This is a genomic window from Protofrankia symbiont of Coriaria ruscifolia (genome assembly GCF_900634745.1).
Classification (GTDB): Bacteria; Actinomycetota; Actinomycetes; order Frankiales; family Frankiaceae; genus Protofrankia; species Protofrankia californiensis.
Map to the genome: position 1 here is coordinate 21,595 of NZ_CAAAFR010000021.1, position 16,849 is coordinate 38,443.

At 69.4% G+C, this 16,849-nt stretch carries 11 protein-coding genes and 1 pseudogene; 3 read left to right on the forward strand and 9 right to left on the reverse strand.

Going from position 1 to position 16,849, the window contains the following annotated elements; genetic code table 11:
- Positions 1-27: 27 nt before the first annotated feature.
- From CV1CTNOD_RS02305 to CV1CTNOD_RS02320, 4 genes are all read right to left on the reverse strand, one after another.
- Positions 28-1,875 (reverse strand): hypothetical protein, encoded by a 1,848-nt coding sequence (locus CV1CTNOD_RS02305; RefSeq protein WP_207386137.1) that lies wholly within the window; start codon positions 1,873-1,875, stop codon positions 28-30.
- Positions 1,872-2,528 (reverse strand): hypothetical protein, encoded by a 657-nt coding sequence (locus CV1CTNOD_RS02310; RefSeq protein ID WP_131784518.1) that lies wholly within the window; start codon positions 2,526-2,528, stop codon positions 1,872-1,874. Before CV1CTNOD_RS02310 ends, CV1CTNOD_RS02305 begins: the two co-directional genes overlap by 4 nt.
- A complete protein-coding gene (locus tag CV1CTNOD_RS02315) occupies positions 2,525-4,291 on the reverse strand; it encodes a GMC family oxidoreductase (protein ID WP_131784519.1) in 1,767 nt (588 codons plus the stop codon). Before CV1CTNOD_RS02315 ends, CV1CTNOD_RS02310 begins: the two co-directional genes overlap by 4 nt.
- A 383-nt stretch (positions 4,292-4,674) precedes the next feature.
- Entirely contained in the window at positions 4,675-5,628 is a 954-nt protein-coding gene (locus CV1CTNOD_RS02320; protein ID WP_131784520.1) for a 1-aminocyclopropane-1-carboxylate deaminase/D-cysteine desulfhydrase, read from the reverse strand.
- 162 nt (positions 5,629-5,790) lie between these two features.
- Between CV1CTNOD_RS02320 and CV1CTNOD_RS02325 the strand changes: the two genes are divergently transcribed.
- Together CV1CTNOD_RS02325 and CV1CTNOD_RS27595 are read left to right on the forward strand one after the other, a co-directional pair.
- Complete coding sequence (locus CV1CTNOD_RS02325) at positions 5,791-6,051, forward strand: antitoxin (protein WP_131784544.1); 261 nt, start codon at positions 5,791-5,793, stop codon at positions 6,049-6,051.
- Positions 6,048-6,476, forward strand: coding sequence for a TA system VapC family ribonuclease toxin (locus CV1CTNOD_RS27595; protein WP_131784521.1), 429 nt, complete (start codon positions 6,048-6,050; stop codon positions 6,474-6,476). The genes CV1CTNOD_RS02325 and CV1CTNOD_RS27595 overlap by 4 nt, the downstream gene beginning before the upstream one ends.
- Before the next feature lie 19 nt (positions 6,477-6,495).
- Here the strand turns inward: CV1CTNOD_RS27595 and lnt are convergent.
- From lnt to CV1CTNOD_RS02355, 5 genes and pseudogenes are all read right to left on the reverse strand, one after another.
- Positions 6,496-8,208 (reverse strand): annotated as a pseudogene (lnt, locus tag CV1CTNOD_RS02335) (apolipoprotein N-acyltransferase); the annotation flags it as partial.
- Between the two features lie 101 nt (positions 8,209-8,309).
- Entirely contained in the window at positions 8,310-8,753 is a 444-nt protein-coding gene (locus CV1CTNOD_RS02340; RefSeq protein WP_131784522.1) for an SRPBCC family protein, read from the reverse strand.
- Between the two features lie 77 nt (positions 8,754-8,830).
- Entirely contained in the window at positions 8,831-10,642 is a 1,812-nt protein-coding gene (locus CV1CTNOD_RS02345; protein ID WP_131784523.1) for a hypothetical protein, read from the reverse strand.
- A gap of 195 nt (positions 10,643-10,837) precedes the next feature.
- Positions 10,838-14,566, reverse strand: a complete 3,729-nt coding sequence (locus CV1CTNOD_RS02350; RefSeq protein WP_207386138.1) for a TM0106 family RecB-like putative nuclease — start codon at positions 14,564-14,566, stop codon at positions 10,838-10,840.
- 171 nt (positions 14,567-14,737) lie between these two features.
- Positions 14,738-15,805, reverse strand: coding sequence for a hypothetical protein (locus CV1CTNOD_RS02355; protein ID WP_131784524.1), 1,068 nt, complete (start codon positions 15,803-15,805; stop codon positions 14,738-14,740).
- Between the two features lie 328 nt (positions 15,806-16,133).
- Between CV1CTNOD_RS02355 and CV1CTNOD_RS02360 the strand changes: the two genes are divergently transcribed.
- Positions 16,134-16,849: FHA domain-containing protein (locus tag CV1CTNOD_RS02360; protein WP_131784546.1), on the forward strand; the 716-nt coding region annotated here is incomplete at its 3' end.

Below are 16,849 nucleotides of genomic sequence, written 5' to 3' on the forward strand. Positions count from 1 at the left end.
TCGCTTCGACATGCTACGGCATTTTCGTTATGGGCTGGTCGGTTCAACGCCGGTGAGAGCGTGCTGGGGCGGGACGGCCGGCAGGCCGCCGTGAGCGATGCTGATCGGCGGCTCGATGAGGAACGGTTCCACCGGCCGGTCAACGGGGGTGAACCAGGGGGCGCCCGGTGCCGCGTCCGGTGAGAAACGCCAACGTTTCGGTACCGTGCGGACCCCGACCGGGTAGACGGTCAGTGATCCGTCCGAGCCGATGTGCAGCCGCAGGAGGTTCTTGTAGTCGGCGATTCCCTGCGCGGCGAACAGCTCGTTGGTGTTCACGCCCGCGAGACGGTCGGCGAGCCAGAGGTAACCGGCGAGCAGTTCGGTGGCGGCAAGCCCGCCGAGCACGATCACCAGCGGCAGGACGCCGGCCAGCAGCCAGGTTCCCGGCAGCGGGTCGACCACCGCCACCACGCCGGCCAGGAGGCCGACCGCCAGGAGGAGCTGGGCCAGCCCGTGCGCGGCTCCGATCCCCACACCCCGGGCCGTACGGCCGGTCTTGGTCAGGGCCACTCCCGCGCCCAGGACGCCGAGGCTCAGCACCAGCCCCGGCACGTTGTTGACCAGGCCTGCGAACAGAGCGCCGATGCCGGCTTCGCGCAACCCCTCGGCGATGGCGTCGAGGCGCCCGGTGGCCCTTGGCGCAGCGGATCCGGCGGTGCTGCCGATCGCGAATGCCAGTAGCAGGTGGATGCCGCCGAGCAGGCCCACCAGACCGGGCGCGAACGCCGGTAAGCGGACGATGCCGGCGGCCAGCCGGCGGGAGGTGGGCGCGTCCGGGAAGCTCGTCTCAAGCTGGTAGTGCGCTGGTGGGTCGGTCTTGCCCGGCGCCCGGGACGCCGGCGGCGGCACCACCAGATGCTGCGGCAGGCAGTGGGTGGCGGACAGGTAGGCGCCGCCACCGCCGGCGGTGAACTTCTGCGCGCTGCCGTCGATCTGGCCGTAACGGGCGTAGTGGTGCAGGTCACCGGCAAGGGAGACCCGTACCTGCGCGCCGGTCCTACGGATCACGGTGCGTTCGAAGTAGTCGAGGACGGCGAACGCTTCGGCGTTCCCCTCGGCCGCGCTGATCCAGCTCGGCTTCGCCGAGCACAGGATCACCGCGTCGCCGGCCTGCATCTGCTCGGCGATGTCGAGGAAGTACCGGCGCTGGGGGTCGTCGATGTAGGAGTCGAACTGGATGTCGATACCCAGCAGCCACCACCGGTGCGGCAATTTCACAGCGAAGTAGCTGCGGGTCTGCTCGGTGCGCCAGCCGCCGATGTTGGAGCGTTGGCAGAACACCCGCATGAAGGCGGTGAGTCCGTCGTACCAGTCGTGGTTGCCGGGGACGACGAACAGTTTCGGCTGCTCGGGCTGCCCGTCGGGTCCGGGTGCCGTTGTGGGCGATGCCGTTGCGGGCGATGCCGTTGCGGGAAGCGCCGCCCGGTAGGGGCCGATCAGTTTGTTCTCATAATCGGTGATGCTCGGCGTCGGGTAACACTGGTCGCCGCCCATCACCAGCAGCCGGCCCTGCGGGGCCGGCGAACCGGCCAGGTCCAGGCCTGGCGCGGCAAGTAGCGAGGCCATCGTGTACGTCGAGTCGAATCCGTCGCCGAGGTCGCTGACGTAGTCGAACCACAGCTCGGCCGCGTCCGACAGATCGGTCGCGGGTGCGGCCGGTAACGCCGCCATCTCCTCCCGCTTGTCGGCGTAGGAACCGAGCACTCCGCTTATACAGACGCGGACGGCGGTGCCGAGCAGCAGTGTGGGTGACAGCCAGCGGGACATGGAGGCCCGCACGAAACCGAGCGCGCGCTCGCTGTCGTCGGTGGGCCGGGGCGGGGTGTCGGTCATCGGGTCCCGTCCCCGTTTCCGCTGGTCTCGGCCTTTCCCACTTGCAGGGAAGCGCCGTAGACCTCCCAGAGATCGCCGAGGAACAGCCGGCCGAACCTCACCAGGCCCGCAGTGGCGTTACCGGCCGGACCGGACGTCCGGAACGTCGTGAGCTGCCACAGGAAATCCGGGATGTGGATGGTGATGATGCCGGCGCCGACGATCCGGGCGGCCGGTTCGCCGGCGGCGTCCACATGCCCGGCGAAGATGCGTGTGTAGAGCGTCGAGGTGTCCCGCCACAGGTCGAATCCGGGATCGTCGTGGACGTCCTTGAATCCGCTGAGCGTAAGAGGGTGCCCGGCCGCGTCACTGAACGGCAGCCGGTAGAGCATTCGCCGGCGCCCGGGTGCGTCACCGACGAACAGGTTGAAGACGCCGTTGCCGACCGGGCGTTTTCCGCCCAACGCGTCGCAGTGGACGTAGCCGCTGGCGGTGGCCTCCCGCAGCCGGTCGGCGGCGAAGGCGTCCACGTTCTCGGTGCGAATGGTGAGATGGAACGCAAGCGTATTTCCGTCCGCCCTGCCCCGGTCGTATCCACGCTGCGGGTCGGTTTCGTCAAGGGCGACGAAACCCTTCATCTTCTCGGTGAACTCCAGGCCCGTGGGACCGGTCATGACTGTGCCTCCAGGACGGGGTTGGCCTCCGGTGCGTGGGTGGCTTCCGGGACGCGGCTGGTTGCGGGGGCACGGTCGGCCTCCAGGGCATGTTCTGCGAGCCGGTCGGCGAAGGCCGCGATGGTCAGTGACGGGTTCGCCCCGACCGGTCCGGGCATGGCGGCGCCGTCGGCGACGTACAGACCGGGGTGGCCGAACACCTCGCCCCATCCGTCTATTACTCCGGTGGTGACGTCGGTACCCATGGACGCACCACCGAGGGGATGCACGGTGATGACCCGCGAAAGCAGGGTCAGCGGATTCTGGTGGAACTCCCCGCCCATTGCCTCGGCAAGGTCGGCCATGATCTGCCCGAGGCGTTCGAAATATGGCCGGTTGTCCGCCGGATAGTTCTCGATCTGCAGGTAGTCGTCGCGTACCGACATCCTGCCCGCGGGGATGTCACGCCCCATAGCCAGCAGGGGCATCGATCCGGCGGATGTCTTCCCCGAGCCGAGCAGCCGGCCGACCATTGCGCCGATCTGGTGTGACGGCCTGCCGGTGAGGCGGGAGCGGATCAGATCATAGACCGTGCTGACGATCCGGGACGCCCCGCTGTCCAGTTGGGCCGCCTCGACGAGCCATTCGGCGAAACCGGGATAACCGGCGTCCTCGATGTAGCAGCCACGGTCGCCGCCGCCGCCCGTACCGCCGCCGGCATGGCCGTTTACGCGGCTGTCGACGCCGTCGGGGACACGCACGGCGGTGGTGATGACCGGTGCGTGCGTGCTGCCCAGGGGTTCGCCGGGCACCCCACCGACGAAACCGAGCAGGTCGCCGTTGCCGCTGAAGCGCTGCCCGAGCATCCGGGAGATCCCGGGTAGTGCGGCGCGGTTGCGAAGCAGCAGGTAGGTGGTGCCGAACGTGCCAGCGGCGAGGACGAGGCGATCACAGGTGATCGTCTGTTGTGTGATTGTTGTGGCAGTGGTGTCGCCAGGCGTGTGTACCACGTAGCCGATTGCGTATCCACCGTTGTCACGTGGGGTGATCGAACGGGCCTCGTGGTGGACGCGCAGAGCCGCGCCATGGTGCGCCGCGGCGGAAAGATAGGTGTGGTCCAGGGTGTTCTTGCTGCCGTAGTTGCAGCCGAGGTCGCACTCGCCGCACAGCACACAGGTGATCCGCGGTCGGCCGTGGATGTTGCCGTAGGTCGGATCCCCGATGGGCGCCCCCGGTATCGGCGCGTTGCCGCCGACCCCGAACGTGACCGCCAACGGCGGCTGCTCGGCGATGTATCCCAGCCGCTTCCCGGCCTGTTCCAACAGCTCGGTCCGGCGGGAGATCTGGTAACGCGGCTGCCCCTTGGGGAAGCGCTGTACGTCCATCATTGTTTCGACGGTCGCGTAGTGCGGTTCCAGGTCGGCCCGGCTGATCGGCCAGCTCTCGTAACCGTCGCCGGCGGGCGCGTCGCGAACGAACCACTTCTCGTCCTTGCGGAGCAGGACGTTGGCGTAGATGAGCGAGCCGCCGCCCAGACCGCTGGAGACGACCGCCTCGAAGTCGGCGAAGGACCAGACGTCGAAAAGGCCGTGCCGCCCCTCGCTCGGATCCCAGAAGTTCGCGGTGATTTCGGCCGGCGAGCGGGCGAACGACCCCGGCGGATATGCCTTTCCCCGCTCGAGCAGGACGACGCTGTGGCCCGCTTCGGCGAAACGGTAGGCGGTTACCGCGCCACCGAATCCCGAGCCGACAACCACGACGTCCGCGTGTTCGTTCTCACCCACCTGACCCCCAGGCCCGCGGCGCGCCGACTGGGAACACCCACCTGCGAGCGTGACGAGTGAACCACGCCCAGCCGTGACCGAAACAGTGCGGGTCGGTGTCCGCAGCGCGACACGGGTATGTCCCGCGGCTGAGGTTCTGTGACCCGGGCCGGCGCGGTGATTTCGCCGCCCGCCAGCGGTCGCCCGCCGACGGCCACCTGCAGGTGGGCGACCGCGGATGGGTGCTGCCGTCGCCGTTCGCGGAAGTGATCGTATCTGCAAGTGATCTCATCTGCATTCGGGGGGAGCCTCGCCGGCCGGGAGACCGACCGGCCGCCCGGCCACCCGGCCACCTGCGGCGAGTAGCCGAGGGGAGTCGTCCTGACCACGCGACCGCGGCAGACCTATACCGGATGACCGGCTGGTACCGGATGATCGTCTGGTCCGGTGACGACGGCCAGGACCGTGGCGCCGGGGCTTATCGTGCCGCGGCGCACCAGGTCGAACAGGCCGTACATCATCTTCGCGACGTACACCGGCTCGAGGCCGATGCCGTGGCGCCCGGCGAAGTCGTCGATGAACCGCTGGAGATCCGGTGGTCTGCGTGCGAAACCGCCGAAGTGGAAGTCGCAGTCGATGCGCCAGTTGTCGGTGGACCGCCCGAAGGCGGCGCGCTGGAGATCGCCGACGACGTCCCGGAGAAACCGGCCGCCTTTCAGCGCGGAGAATCCGATGGCCTGCTGGCCCGGCCGCAGGCTCGCCGCCATACCGGCCAGTGTGCCGCCCGAGCCGCAGCCGCAGCAGACGACGTCGACATGCGGCTCGACCTCGTCGAGGATCTCGGCGCAGCCGCGGACCCCGGCCGGGTTGCTGCCGCCCTCCGGCAGCAGGAAGAAATCACCGAAGCGCGTCCGCAGGTCGGCGAGCACGTCCGGTTCGTGTTTCTGGCGATACGTCGACCTGTCCAGGTAGGTCAGCTGCATCCCGTGGGCGGCGGCGACCGAGAGCGACCAGTTCAGCGGCAGGTGTTCCTCGCCGCGGATCACACCGATGGTGGTGAGACCGAGAAGCTCCCCGGCGGCGGCTGTCGCCCGGATATGGTTGGAGAACGCTCCGCCGAAGGTCAGGATCGTCGATGTTCCCGACGCCGAGGCGTCCACCAGGTTGTATTTCAGCTTGCGCCACTTGTTGCCCGGTATCGCGGGGCTGATGAGATCGTCGCGTTTGAGCAGCACCCGGACCCCGTACCGGGCGAACCGGTCGTCGTCCAGCTCCTCGACCGGCGAGGGAAGCCGCGGAACCCCCGGATGCAGGGGCGTCGGATGTGGGGCCCCCAGGCCCGGAGCCTGATCGTTCATACCGATGCTCCTTGCGGACGACCTGACAGCCGTACGGTATGCGGTCCAGCGGTGACGCCGAGGCGGACAGCCTGATGAGCGGACCTACAGGACGCTTCCATGCACCGACAGGCGAGTGGAGGCATCTTGACGCATCAATTTGAAGGCATCACGATATCCAACATGCGGACCACCTTGACTCTCGATGATGATGTTGCCCGGCTGGTCGAGGAGGCCATCCATCGCGAACATCGTCCGATGAAACAGATCGTCAACGACGCGCTGCGGCGTGCTCTGGCGCCACGCGTCGCTCGGCGGGAGCCGTACCACCTGACGCCGCACGAGTCGGCCGTACGGCCGGGCTTCGATCCGTCCGGGTTCAACCAGCTGGCCGACGAGCTGGAAGACGAGGCGATCCTCGACAACGCACGGCGTGGCTCATGATCGTTCCTGACGTCAACCTGCTGCTCTACGCGGTGATCTCCGGCTTCCCGCAGCACCCCCGCGCGCACGCGTGGTGGGAGCGGACGATCAACAGTCCCGCCCGTGTCGGCCTGACCCAGCCCGCCTTGTTCGGCTTCCTGCGGATCGCCACAAATGCTCGGATACTCCAATCGCCCCTGGCTGTCAACGATGCCGTCGCGTACGTGCGCGATTGGCTCGCGCAACCCAACGTCGATCTTCTCGTGCCAGGTACTGAACACCTGCGCATCGCCCTCGAGCTCCTCGCAGAGATCGGCACCGCGGGAAATCTGACCACCGACGTCCAGCTGGCCGCCTATGCCATCGAGCACCAAGGGGAGATGCACTCCAACGACACCGACTTCGCCAGGTTTCCCAACCTGAAATGGACCAACCCGCTCCAGTAACTCGCTCGGCAACCGATCCGTTGCCCTGCCGGGTGTCGGCTGCCTTCACCGAGCTTGCACCGGCGATCTGAGCAACATTCAGGCGTCGTGACCGCCGTATGGCGCGCAGCCCGGCGGTGATGCCGGCGGCGGACAGCGCGATGAGCGAACCGGTCGGGACCCAGTTTCCGAACCGGTCGTAGAGGGTCTGCCTGGTCGTTAGCGGTACGTCGGTGCGGTAGGGGCCGCGTTCGTGGGTGTCGAGACGGAGGAGCTCACGTCCGGAGGCGTCGAAGACGGCGGAAACACCGGTGAGGGTGGCGTGCACGACCGGGCGTCCCGACTCGACGGCGCGCAGCGCGGCGAGGCTCGCGTGCTGGTCGGGCGCCCAGCTGCCCTGGAAGGTCGACGTCGCCGACTGCACGACGATCATTTCCGCGCCCATCCGGGCGAGCCTGCGTCCCAGGTCGGGAAAGGCCGACTCGAAGCAGATCAACGTCCCGAACCGCACGCCCGCCGTCTGCATGACGGTGAGCCGATCACCCGTTCGACGGTTCTCAGTGGCCGCTTCGGTTACCGACGTCAGCCAGCCGAACACCGGCCGCAGCGGGATGTACTCGCCGAACGGCACCAGGCGCATCTTGTCGTAACGGCTGTGCGGTCCGTCCGGGCCGACCAGGACCGCCGTCTTGTAGATCCCGTTGCCTGGCGGCGACGGGTCTGGTGGACCGGATGAACCATGCGGACGTGTCCGCCGCAGGCCGCCGGCCAGCCCTTTCATGGAGCCTGGTGGACCTCCTGATGAACTGTGTGGGGCCGATGGATCATGTGGCGTGCCAAGGGTTCCGGTTCGGCGGGCGTCGGTGTTGACCAGGATGTCGGCGCCGACCGCGCGGGCGGCCGCCTCGATCCGGGCCAGGTGGGCGGGATCGTCGGCGAGGTCGAAACCGACGCTGCTCTCACCCCAGACGACCAGATTCACACCGGTGCCGGCGAGGCGTCGGGTGGCGGTCTCGCTGGCGGTGAACCGCGGTTCGACGGTGTGGATGACGCCTGGCTGGACACCGCCCAGGCGCAGCGTCCCAGCTGCCGGGGGAGCTGAGCCCAGCATCGCCGCGCCGCCGGCGGCGAGGACGACGATCCCGGCTGCGGCCAGGCCCGCGACGATCCTTCCGCGGGCCGGTGCGCCCGGGATCCCCGCCGCGGCCAGCGCCAGCCCGACGGCGACCAGCACGAAGCTGAGCAACCACACTCCGCCGAGCGAGGCCAGCGCCAGCACCGGCCGGCTGTTCCACTGACTTGCGCCGAGCAGCGCCCACGGCCCCCCGAGCCCCTGCCATGATCGGAGGAACTCGCCGACCACCCAGGCCGACGGCACGACCAGCAGCGCCCATGCGAGCGTCCGCGTCGAGGGAGGCTGGCGCAGGGCCGTCCAGACCGAGATCCCCCACAGCGTCCAGGTCGCGCCCAGCAGCACGGTGAGTATGAGCAGGAACGGACCGGTGTTCGGAGCCAGCCAGTAGCAGGCCGCCACGAAGAACCCGGTGCCGCCCCACCAGGCCCGTACGGCTGCCTCCCGCCTGGTCGACGCCGTGCGGACGACCAGCATGAGCGGTACGAGCCCGACGAAACCGAGTACCCGCATCCCCGGTGCCGGGAATGCGAACGCCGGGATCGCTCCGGTGAGCCCGGCGAGCCCTCGGGCCGGCAGCCTGCGACCGGCCGTCCCGTTCCTGCCGTCTCTGCCGTCCATGTCGCGATGCTCCGACCACTTCGAGCACCTGCGCAAAGCAGCGCGTGAATCAGCTGTGTGGACCAGCCGTGTGGATCAGCTGTGTGGATCAGCTGTGTGGATCAGCCCAGCCGGGGCTCGAGCTTGTCGAGGACACCGTTGTACAGCTTGCGGATGCCGATCGGCGCGAAGGTGCGTTCGAAGAATCCGCCGATGCCGCTCGCTCCGGCCCAGCTCGTCTCCACCGACACCCGGGTCGTCCCTGAGCCCGCCGGCTGCACCGTCCACACGGTCCGCAGGGAGGAGTTCTGGTCGGCTTCAGCCAGGCTGCGACCGGGTTCGGGTGCGGACACGACCGCCTCGACGTTGCGGATGCGGCGGCGGGTCGCGTGCAGCCGGTAGCGGATCCGGGTGCCCGCGCCGGTACCGCCCTCCAGCACCTCGTAGTCTGTGATCGTTTCTGGCCAGGTTTCGGCCCGGACGCCCTTGTAGTCGCCGAGCGCCTCGATGACGGTGGCCGGCGCGGCCGTCACGACCCGGTCCACGGTCACCTTGATCTCTGCCACTCGATCTCCATTCATGATCATAAATAGCACGAATTATCGGTCCCGGCCCACCCGCGTCCCGCCCGGCGTGTTCGACGTTAGGGCATGCCGATGGGCCACAGGTCCACGCCGTCGACGTGGCGTCCGGGACGACCGGCCAGCGCGGTCAGCAGCCTCACCAGTTCGTCGTGGTGGTCGCTCTGGCCGAGGACGACCGCGTCGAGGCCGAAGCGGTCGAAGGTGGCCTGTAGCCCGGGTTGCTGCAGCGCGGCGTCCGCGGTGGTACTACCGGTCGCGACCGCGATGAGGGCCGAGTTGAGCGGGTCCACCTCCGGGTGGAAGCTGGAGCGTCCATTACGGTCGGGGACAGTGCAGTAGCAACCCGGCATGGCGAAACGGAAGCCGGCCTGTGCCTGCCAGAGCATCGCCACGTTCTGCTGCGGATACGGATAGGGCACGACAAGCGCGGTCGACCCCTCCGGCAGGGCCTTCTTCACCTGCGAGCCGGTGAAGAAGGACGGGGTGGCCGCCGAGAAGGCAAGCAGCGTGGCCGGCAGCAGCGGAACCAGGGCGGTGACGGACACACCGGCGGTGACAGCGCGGATCCGGGGCGGGCGTGCCTGGTCCAGCCATACCGCGATCATGATGCCGGCCGCGAGCACGAGGTAGAGCGACAGCCGCGACGGCAGCGCGTTGTGCAGGACCGGCCCCAGCTCCAGCACACGCCACGGCAGGGGGATGCCCGTGTTGTGCCCGCCGACGTGCAGATGCGGGCCGAGCGACAGGACGGCGACGGCGACGCACAGCGGCGCGCACAGGGCCACCAGCCGGTTGCGGCGCAACCGCACCGCTATGAACGCGAGCAGGGCCAGCATGGGCAGGCCGAGGTAGCCGCTGACCTCCACCGCGTTGCCGGTGAACGTCAGGCTCTCGCGCACGGCGAAGTCCGGCCCGAGCGCCTGCAGGGGCGTGGGCGTGACGAACGTGAGCAGGTCGGAGACGGCGACGTCCGGCGGCTGGATCGAACCGTGGACGCGTTGCGGGCCGAAGAACTGGGTGGCCAGCGGCCAGGCCAGCAGGGCCGTGGCGACGCCGGCGCAGACGGCGAGCCCGCGCACGGCGGCGGCCGCGCGGATCCGGATCTGGTCCCGATACTGTAGGCACAGGATGGCGACGGCGACGACCGTGACCACCGCCGAGGTCGCCAGCACCTCCTCGCTGACCAGCGCCTGGGCGGCCACGGCCACACCGAGCAGGACGCCGGTCCGCCGGGTGCTGCGCTGCCGGACGAGCAGGTCGTCCATGAGCAGCAGCAGGATCGGGGGAAAGGGCACGAACGACAGGTGCAGGTGCCCGTAGGAGGCGCCGATCATGTATGGACTGAAGCCGTAGAGCAGCCCGGCGACGGTGGCCGGCAGCGCGGCCGTCCAGCGGCGCATCGCCAGGAACATCGCCCAGCCCGACAGCGCGGGCGCCAGGGTCGTGAGCACCTGGAAGGCCACCAGCGGACCGGCCAGCACGGTGATCGGCGCGGCCAGCACACCGAGCAGCGGCACGCCGGTGCTCCACATGATATTGACGCCGTCCGGCACGTTCAGTAACTGAGTGACAAAGGGGTTCAGCCCGTGAGCGAGCGCGTACGGTATCCACCCCAGGTACCAGGAGAACAACACGGCGTCACCGCCGCCGTAGACGGTCGTTCCCAGATCGGTCCAGCCGTCGCGGAAGAGCAACGCGGACAACGCGCAGAACGCGACGAGGACGGCCAGGGCGACGGGCCACCGTCGTATCCTCGCCGGGAGCGCCTCCGGCGACCCCGGCCCGAGCCCCAGCCCCGGCGTCGGCATCGGCGTCGAGCCGGCGTCACCAGGGGCGGTCCTGACGCCGGCACTGATCTCGGTGGTGGTCACGGGCATCTCCTCGAGCCGATACGAGCGATCTACGTGGACGTCCCGTAACGCATCGGACCGGCAGGAGCCTACGTCACTGCTGATACAGCGGATACGGCGGATCTGTTACCGAAAAACGATAACTTCTGTAGTAATGGTGTAGTTCATTGCCCCATGCCTGCTCATCCGGTACGACCACCCACTCGTTCGGCACGGTCACTCGGCGGGCGCGGTCACCTGTCCGGTGAGGTCGGTCCGGGCGCCGGCCCGCAGCCGCACGAGGCCCGCGAGCAGGCGCAGCTCGTCCACCGTCCGGGGAGCGGCATCCAGCAGCGCCGGTGACATCACCAGGACGGCCAGCACCTGCGCTCGGGACAGCGCGACGTTCATCCGGTTGCGTGAGAGCAGAAATTCCAGCCCGCGCGGGGCTTCGGCCGCGCTGGACGTGGTTAGCGACATGATCGCCACAGGCGCTTCCTGGCCCTGGAAGCGGTCCACCGTCGCGACCCGGACCCCGTGAACACCGGCCTTGCCCAGAGCGTGCTCGATCGCGCGTACCTGGCGGTTGTAGGGGGCGACCACCAGCACGTCGCAGGCGCGCAGGACGCGTTCGGTGCCGCCGTCGACGAAGCGGCGGCCGAGGATGCCCCTGAGCAGGTCACGGACGGTGTCCACCTCCGGGTCGGACCGGGTGGTGTTGCCGTGGTGGACCACGTCGTGCAGATACAGACCCGCCTGGAGGCCGTCGATGCGGCGGCCGGCGGCGACCGGATGGGCGTGCAGGCGCCCCCGGTAGGCCAGCGCCGACACCGGTGCGCACACCTGCGGGTGCATCCGCCGGGTGAGGTCCAGGAAGTAGCCGAACTCGGCCGGTATGATCTCGTCCTCGCCGAGCAGGTGGGACAGGGCGGAGGCGTCCGCGCCGTCCGGGTGGATTCCCGCGACGACCTGCGGGAGCTGTTGGGGGTCGCCGAGCAGGACGAGGTTGCGCGCGGCGCCCGCCACGGCCAGGGTATCGGCGAGCGCGAACTGCCCCGCCTCGTCGATGATCATTACGTCGAACGGTTCCGCGCGCAGCGCCGGATTGGCGAATGCCCACGCGGTGTCGCCGACGAGGTGCCCGTCCGGATGCGCGGCACGCCAGGACGCCAGCGCCCGGATGTCGCGCGGGGTGTCCCACGGCGTGTCCGGGTCGGGTTTGTGACCGGAGCGCAGCTTCTTCGCCGCGGCGATGCTCCCGGCGGTTGATGCCGGGCCGTTTGTGGATGCCGGACCGGCGGCGGACGCTGGACTGGCAGTGGGGCCGGTCGCGGCGAGCATGGTGTTCTCGATCGCCTTGTGGCTGGTCGAGCACACACCGACGGCGCGTCCTGTCTCGACGAGGTGACGGATCAGCCGTCCGGCAAGGTAGGTCTTGCCGGCGCCGGGCGGTCCCTGTACCGCGAGGTAGGAGTTGTCCAGGGCGTCGACGGCGGCGAGCACGGCGGCGATCAGGTCCCCACCGTGCTCGGCCGGATCCGGCAGGCCGGCGTGCTGGGCGGGCTGTCCCAGCAGCCGTGGCGGGTGCCGGCGCAGCAGGTCCATGGCTGGTCCGCCCGGCAGATCCGCGTCAGCCCGCCGCGGGGAAGGCAGAGTCGCGACCACCGTCCGCGCGAGTTCGGCGATCGTCGCCGGTTTGGGTTCGGGACGCACCGGCGGACCTGGTAGCACTGCCAGCGGCAGATCGGCGGTGGTGTCCTCCGGTGCCGTGCTCTCCCGGACGAGCAACCTGTCGGGTTCGCTCCGTTCGATCTCGGCGTCCCGGGTGTGACCGGAGGTGGGGCCGGATGCGGCGTGACGCTGATCACCGATGGTGCCCGGGTAGAGCAGCCGTACCCGCTCGCCGGTGGAGAACGGATGGGTGCGGTCGGGGTCGAGCGAGATGAGCAGGCTGCGGCGGGTCTTCTTCTGCCGCCCGGTCGGGGCGACCCACCCCTCGACGACGGTCCATTCCAGCGGGACGGCGCAGCCGTCGTCGGCTTCCAGCGCGGCACGGTCGGCGGTGAGCCAGGCGAAGAACTCCCACCAGGCGGGTTTGTTCTCGCGCCGGTGGTAGCCGACGGCAGCCGCCAGCAGCGCCCGGGCCCGCTCGCCGTCCGTCCATGTCGCCGGGTTCTCGGGCAGGCCGGCGACCAGCGCGTCGACGGTCGCATCGGAGTCCAGCGGTGCGTCGGCAGCCGTGTTCTCGGCGTCCGGCAGCAGGTCCGCGGCCGGCGCGGGCATGATCCCTTCGGCCGTGCGCAGGTCGAGCAGCCAGCGGTGCAGGCGGTGAGTGGATACGCAGTCGACCCGGTTGTACTCGGCGATCTCGTGGAGGACGTGGTCGGCGGCCTCCCGCTCGCCGGCCGCGAGGTGAGCCAGGACGTTCTCGTAGGCGACGATGCTGTCGACGGCGGTCTTGACCTCGGCGCCACGCGCTCCCGGCATGTACAGCGGCTCCAGATACTTGATCGAGTACGAGCGCTGGGAGATCTTCAGGCTGCGCCGGACGACCGTGTACAGGTCTACGAGCCGATGCCCGGCGAGCAGGGCGTCCACCTGCTGTTCGCGGGTGCCGTGCCTGGCCGCGAGCCGTTTGAGCGCGTTCGGCTCGTACGGAGCGTAGTGGTAGATGTGTGCCCGGGGATGGTCGGTGAGCCGTCGCAGCGCCCAGTCAATGAACTGCTCGAGCGCGCGCTTCTCTCCGGCGCGGTCGTGTGCCCAGAACGGGTGGAAGATCTCCGGAGGGCCGGCGGCGAAGACCTCCGGAGGGTCGGCGGGGCTGCCGGCAGCGGCACTGGCACTGTCAACAGCAGCGGTGTCGAGGGTGACGGTGCCGAACAGGTACTCCAGACCGGAGTTGTCCAGCGCGTACGGATCCCCCTCCATGTCGAAGTAGACGTCGCCCGGATCCGGTACCGGCAGGGAGGCGAGCCCCTCGGGCGCGACCACCCGGACGGTCACGGTGCCGGTCCGGTCGTCGTCGGTGCGGGTCGCGTCCTGGATGACCTGCAGTTCCGCCTGCAGCCGCAGCCCGGCGAACGTCGCCGGTGCCATCGAGGCGGGACGCTGGTCATCACCCGCGGCGGCGAGGTCCTCCACCGAGGTGATGCCGGCGGCCCGCAGCTTGCGCCGCTGATCCGTGCGCAGGCCGGCGACCAGCGACAGGTCGCGGGCGGCTTCCCGTCCCTGCTCGCAGTGGGCGGCGAACGCGCAGGTCCCACACGCGGGCCGGGGATCACCCCAGGAGGGCCGGGGGATCGCGGGCGCGAGCCCGAGCTGCGTGGTCAGCCTGCCCCGGGCATGGCCGACCATGGGCGCGACGTCCTCGACCCGTAACGATTCCAGCCGGCCGTCGCCGAGTAACAGATGGATGCGCCGGGCGGCGGCCACACCGATCGCGGGGAGCGCCCGGGCGTAGGAGGCGAGCTGCACCACCGCGGCGGGGCGGGCGTGGCGGGCGAGCTTGGCGTCGTACGGTTCGTAGCGACCGGGTAAGGCCTCACCGGTGTGCGTGCCGGTGACCGGGTCGAGGTGCGTGGCGATCAGGAAGTCGGGCCGTCCCTGGAAGGAGCCGTCGAAGAGCACTGCCTGGTAGATGACGGCGGCGCGAGCGGTGACGGCTTCGCGAGTCTGTTCTCGGGCCGTCTCCAGCGCCGCCAGGCTGCCCTCGGGCCGTTCGATCACCGCGACGGCGTCGGCGCCGAAGACCTCGACGAGGTGCGCGAGCCACCGCTGTTCGTGCGCGTCGCCGTGGCGGACCAGCAGTTCGTCCGCTGCACCGACCGTGACCGGCTCGCCGGTGGTGGCATCGTCCAGTCGCACCCCGGCCGCGTGGGCATGTGACAGCGCGAGTCGGTGCCCGCACTCGAGCGCGTCGACGATGTCGCTCGCCGACACCACCCACCGGTCGTCGAACCGCTGCATGCTCCCTCACATCGCCGGCGTTCCCCGTTCCCGGGATCTCCGGGCACGCGAAAAGCGCCGCAGCCATCATCCCCGCCCCGGGTGGGCTCAGTGACCTGGGCCTCCCGAACCTCCCGGACCCGGTAGGAACCCCGGGCTCGAGAAAATCTCGATCGCGCTGCTTTTGGCCCTTCAGCCGGTCCGGGTGCCGTACCGGGCGGCGGCATTCCGGACGAGCTGCAGCGATTCGGTGCTGGCGGTCAGGTGTTTGCTGTCCATCAGGCTGAATGCGAACAGGCCCGCGCCGGTGACCTGCCGTATGTAGTCGTCGGTGAAAACCGCCCGCAGGTCGTTGGCCCAGGTGCCCGCCGAGCCGTCATCGGGTTTGTAGTGCGCGACCATGACCGGGCCGTATTTTCCGAGGATCTGGGTCATGTTACGGATGTCGTCGACGTTGTTTTTGGAGTCCATCGCCTGGAAGCTCTGGAAGTCCGACTGCCGCAGCACGTCGTCGAAATGTCCGATCAGCGATTTTCCGCCGCCCTTCGCGGGGTCGTCCCAGCGGGCCTGCCAGCCACCCCAGCCGAGGGAAATCCTGGCGTTCGGCGCCAGCGAGTGGAAGATACCCATGGCGGCGACGTACTGGTCCTTGAGTTTCAGGTAGTAGTTTGTCACCTCCTGGTTGGCGGCCCAGGTGTTGGCCTTGCACGGGTAGGTCTGCAGTTCGGTGAACAGCGTGACGTACAGCGGCGGCCCGCCCGCCGCACCGCCGAATATCTGGGCGAGTCGGCGGGTGTCGCTCAGGAATGACGACGACAGCGGGTAGTCCCGGCCGCAGGCCGGCCCGTATCTGGTCTGCACGGTGGCGACCTGGCCGGCTCCGCCGAGCCACACGACGAGATGGATCGCGCGCCCGCCGGCGTAGACCTGCGGAATGAGATCCTTCGACCAGCCGGTGAGGAAACCGAAGTCATTGGGGCTGTTGTACCAGGTCGTGAACATTCCCAACTGGTCGGCGACGGGTGAGGTCGAGTCGCTGTCGAGAGAGGGCCCGAGACCGAACACGAGCTTGCCGGTCCGGCCGAAACCCGGGGGCCTGGCCGCGGTACTGGCCGCGGTGGTGACGGCGGACGTTGACGCCGTCCGCTCCGCCGGGGGCCGGCCCGCTATGTCCGGCAGCGACCACACGACCAGTCCGACCAGTGTCGTAAAAAAGACAAGAATGGCCTTCAGTGTGTGAAACCGCTTCAGTACGGACAAGGGGGCTGCTCCGTAATTCTCCCGAAGTGTTCCCCCGAACGGGGGTAGCGTACATGCTCCCATCGCTGGCTGATCTCCAGCTTGGAGATCGCCACTCGAGTGAAGGTGGCGACATTCGGTGTCCGTCTACACCACCAGCCGCACCACCAGCCGTATTACCGGCCGTACCACTGGTCACACCGCCACCGACCGCACCGCGGCCGGCCGATCCGTTCGGCGAAAACCCCCGATTCCGTGTGGATGCGGCAGATATGATCTCTCCGGCGAGAGACGCCGGTAGGTGACGGTCCGGTGGCAGCCACCTCCGGCCACGGGGGGAGATACGTAGGTGGACGGGAGCGCGCTGCAGGTCAACACCCCGGACGGTCAGGTCGTCCTTTCGGGCGGTGGACCATACGTGGTCGGGCGGGCGCGTCAGGCCGACGTCGTCATCGTCGACCCTCGCGTGTCACGACGGCACCTGGTCCTGGAGTCGGGCGCAGACGGTTGGCTGGTGCGTGACACCAGCGCGAACGGTCTGTGGCGTGACGGCAGGCGGGTGGGCAACGTCGACGTCACCGCGCGCGGTGGGCAGGTCCGGATCCGGTTGGGCGCCGTGGACGGGCCGGAGGTCATTCTCGTCCCGTGCTCTGAGCCCCTCCCGGGTCCGTCGGGCCGCCTGGACTCACCGGGTGACCCGTTGACCGCGCTTGCCGGTGCTGGCGGCGCCCCTGGTTCGCCTGCCGGGCGAGCAGGCCGGGCTGGTGCGGCTGGCGACGACTCGGTGACGTTCCAGCATCCGGTGGTGGGTAACGACCACAAGGTCCACCGGTTGCGTCCAGGACGGATGATGCTGGGCCGTTCCCAGGACAACGACGTGGTCGTGGACGACTTACTCGCCTCTCGGCACCATGCCCAGCTCCGGATCGGTCCCCAGCGCAGGGTCGGCGACGTTGCGGGCAGTAACGGTACGGGTGGCAACGGTACGGGTGGCGGTGACGGCACGGCTGGCGTCGCCGTCGAGGTCGTCGATCTGGGATCGGCCAACGGTACGTTCGTCAACGG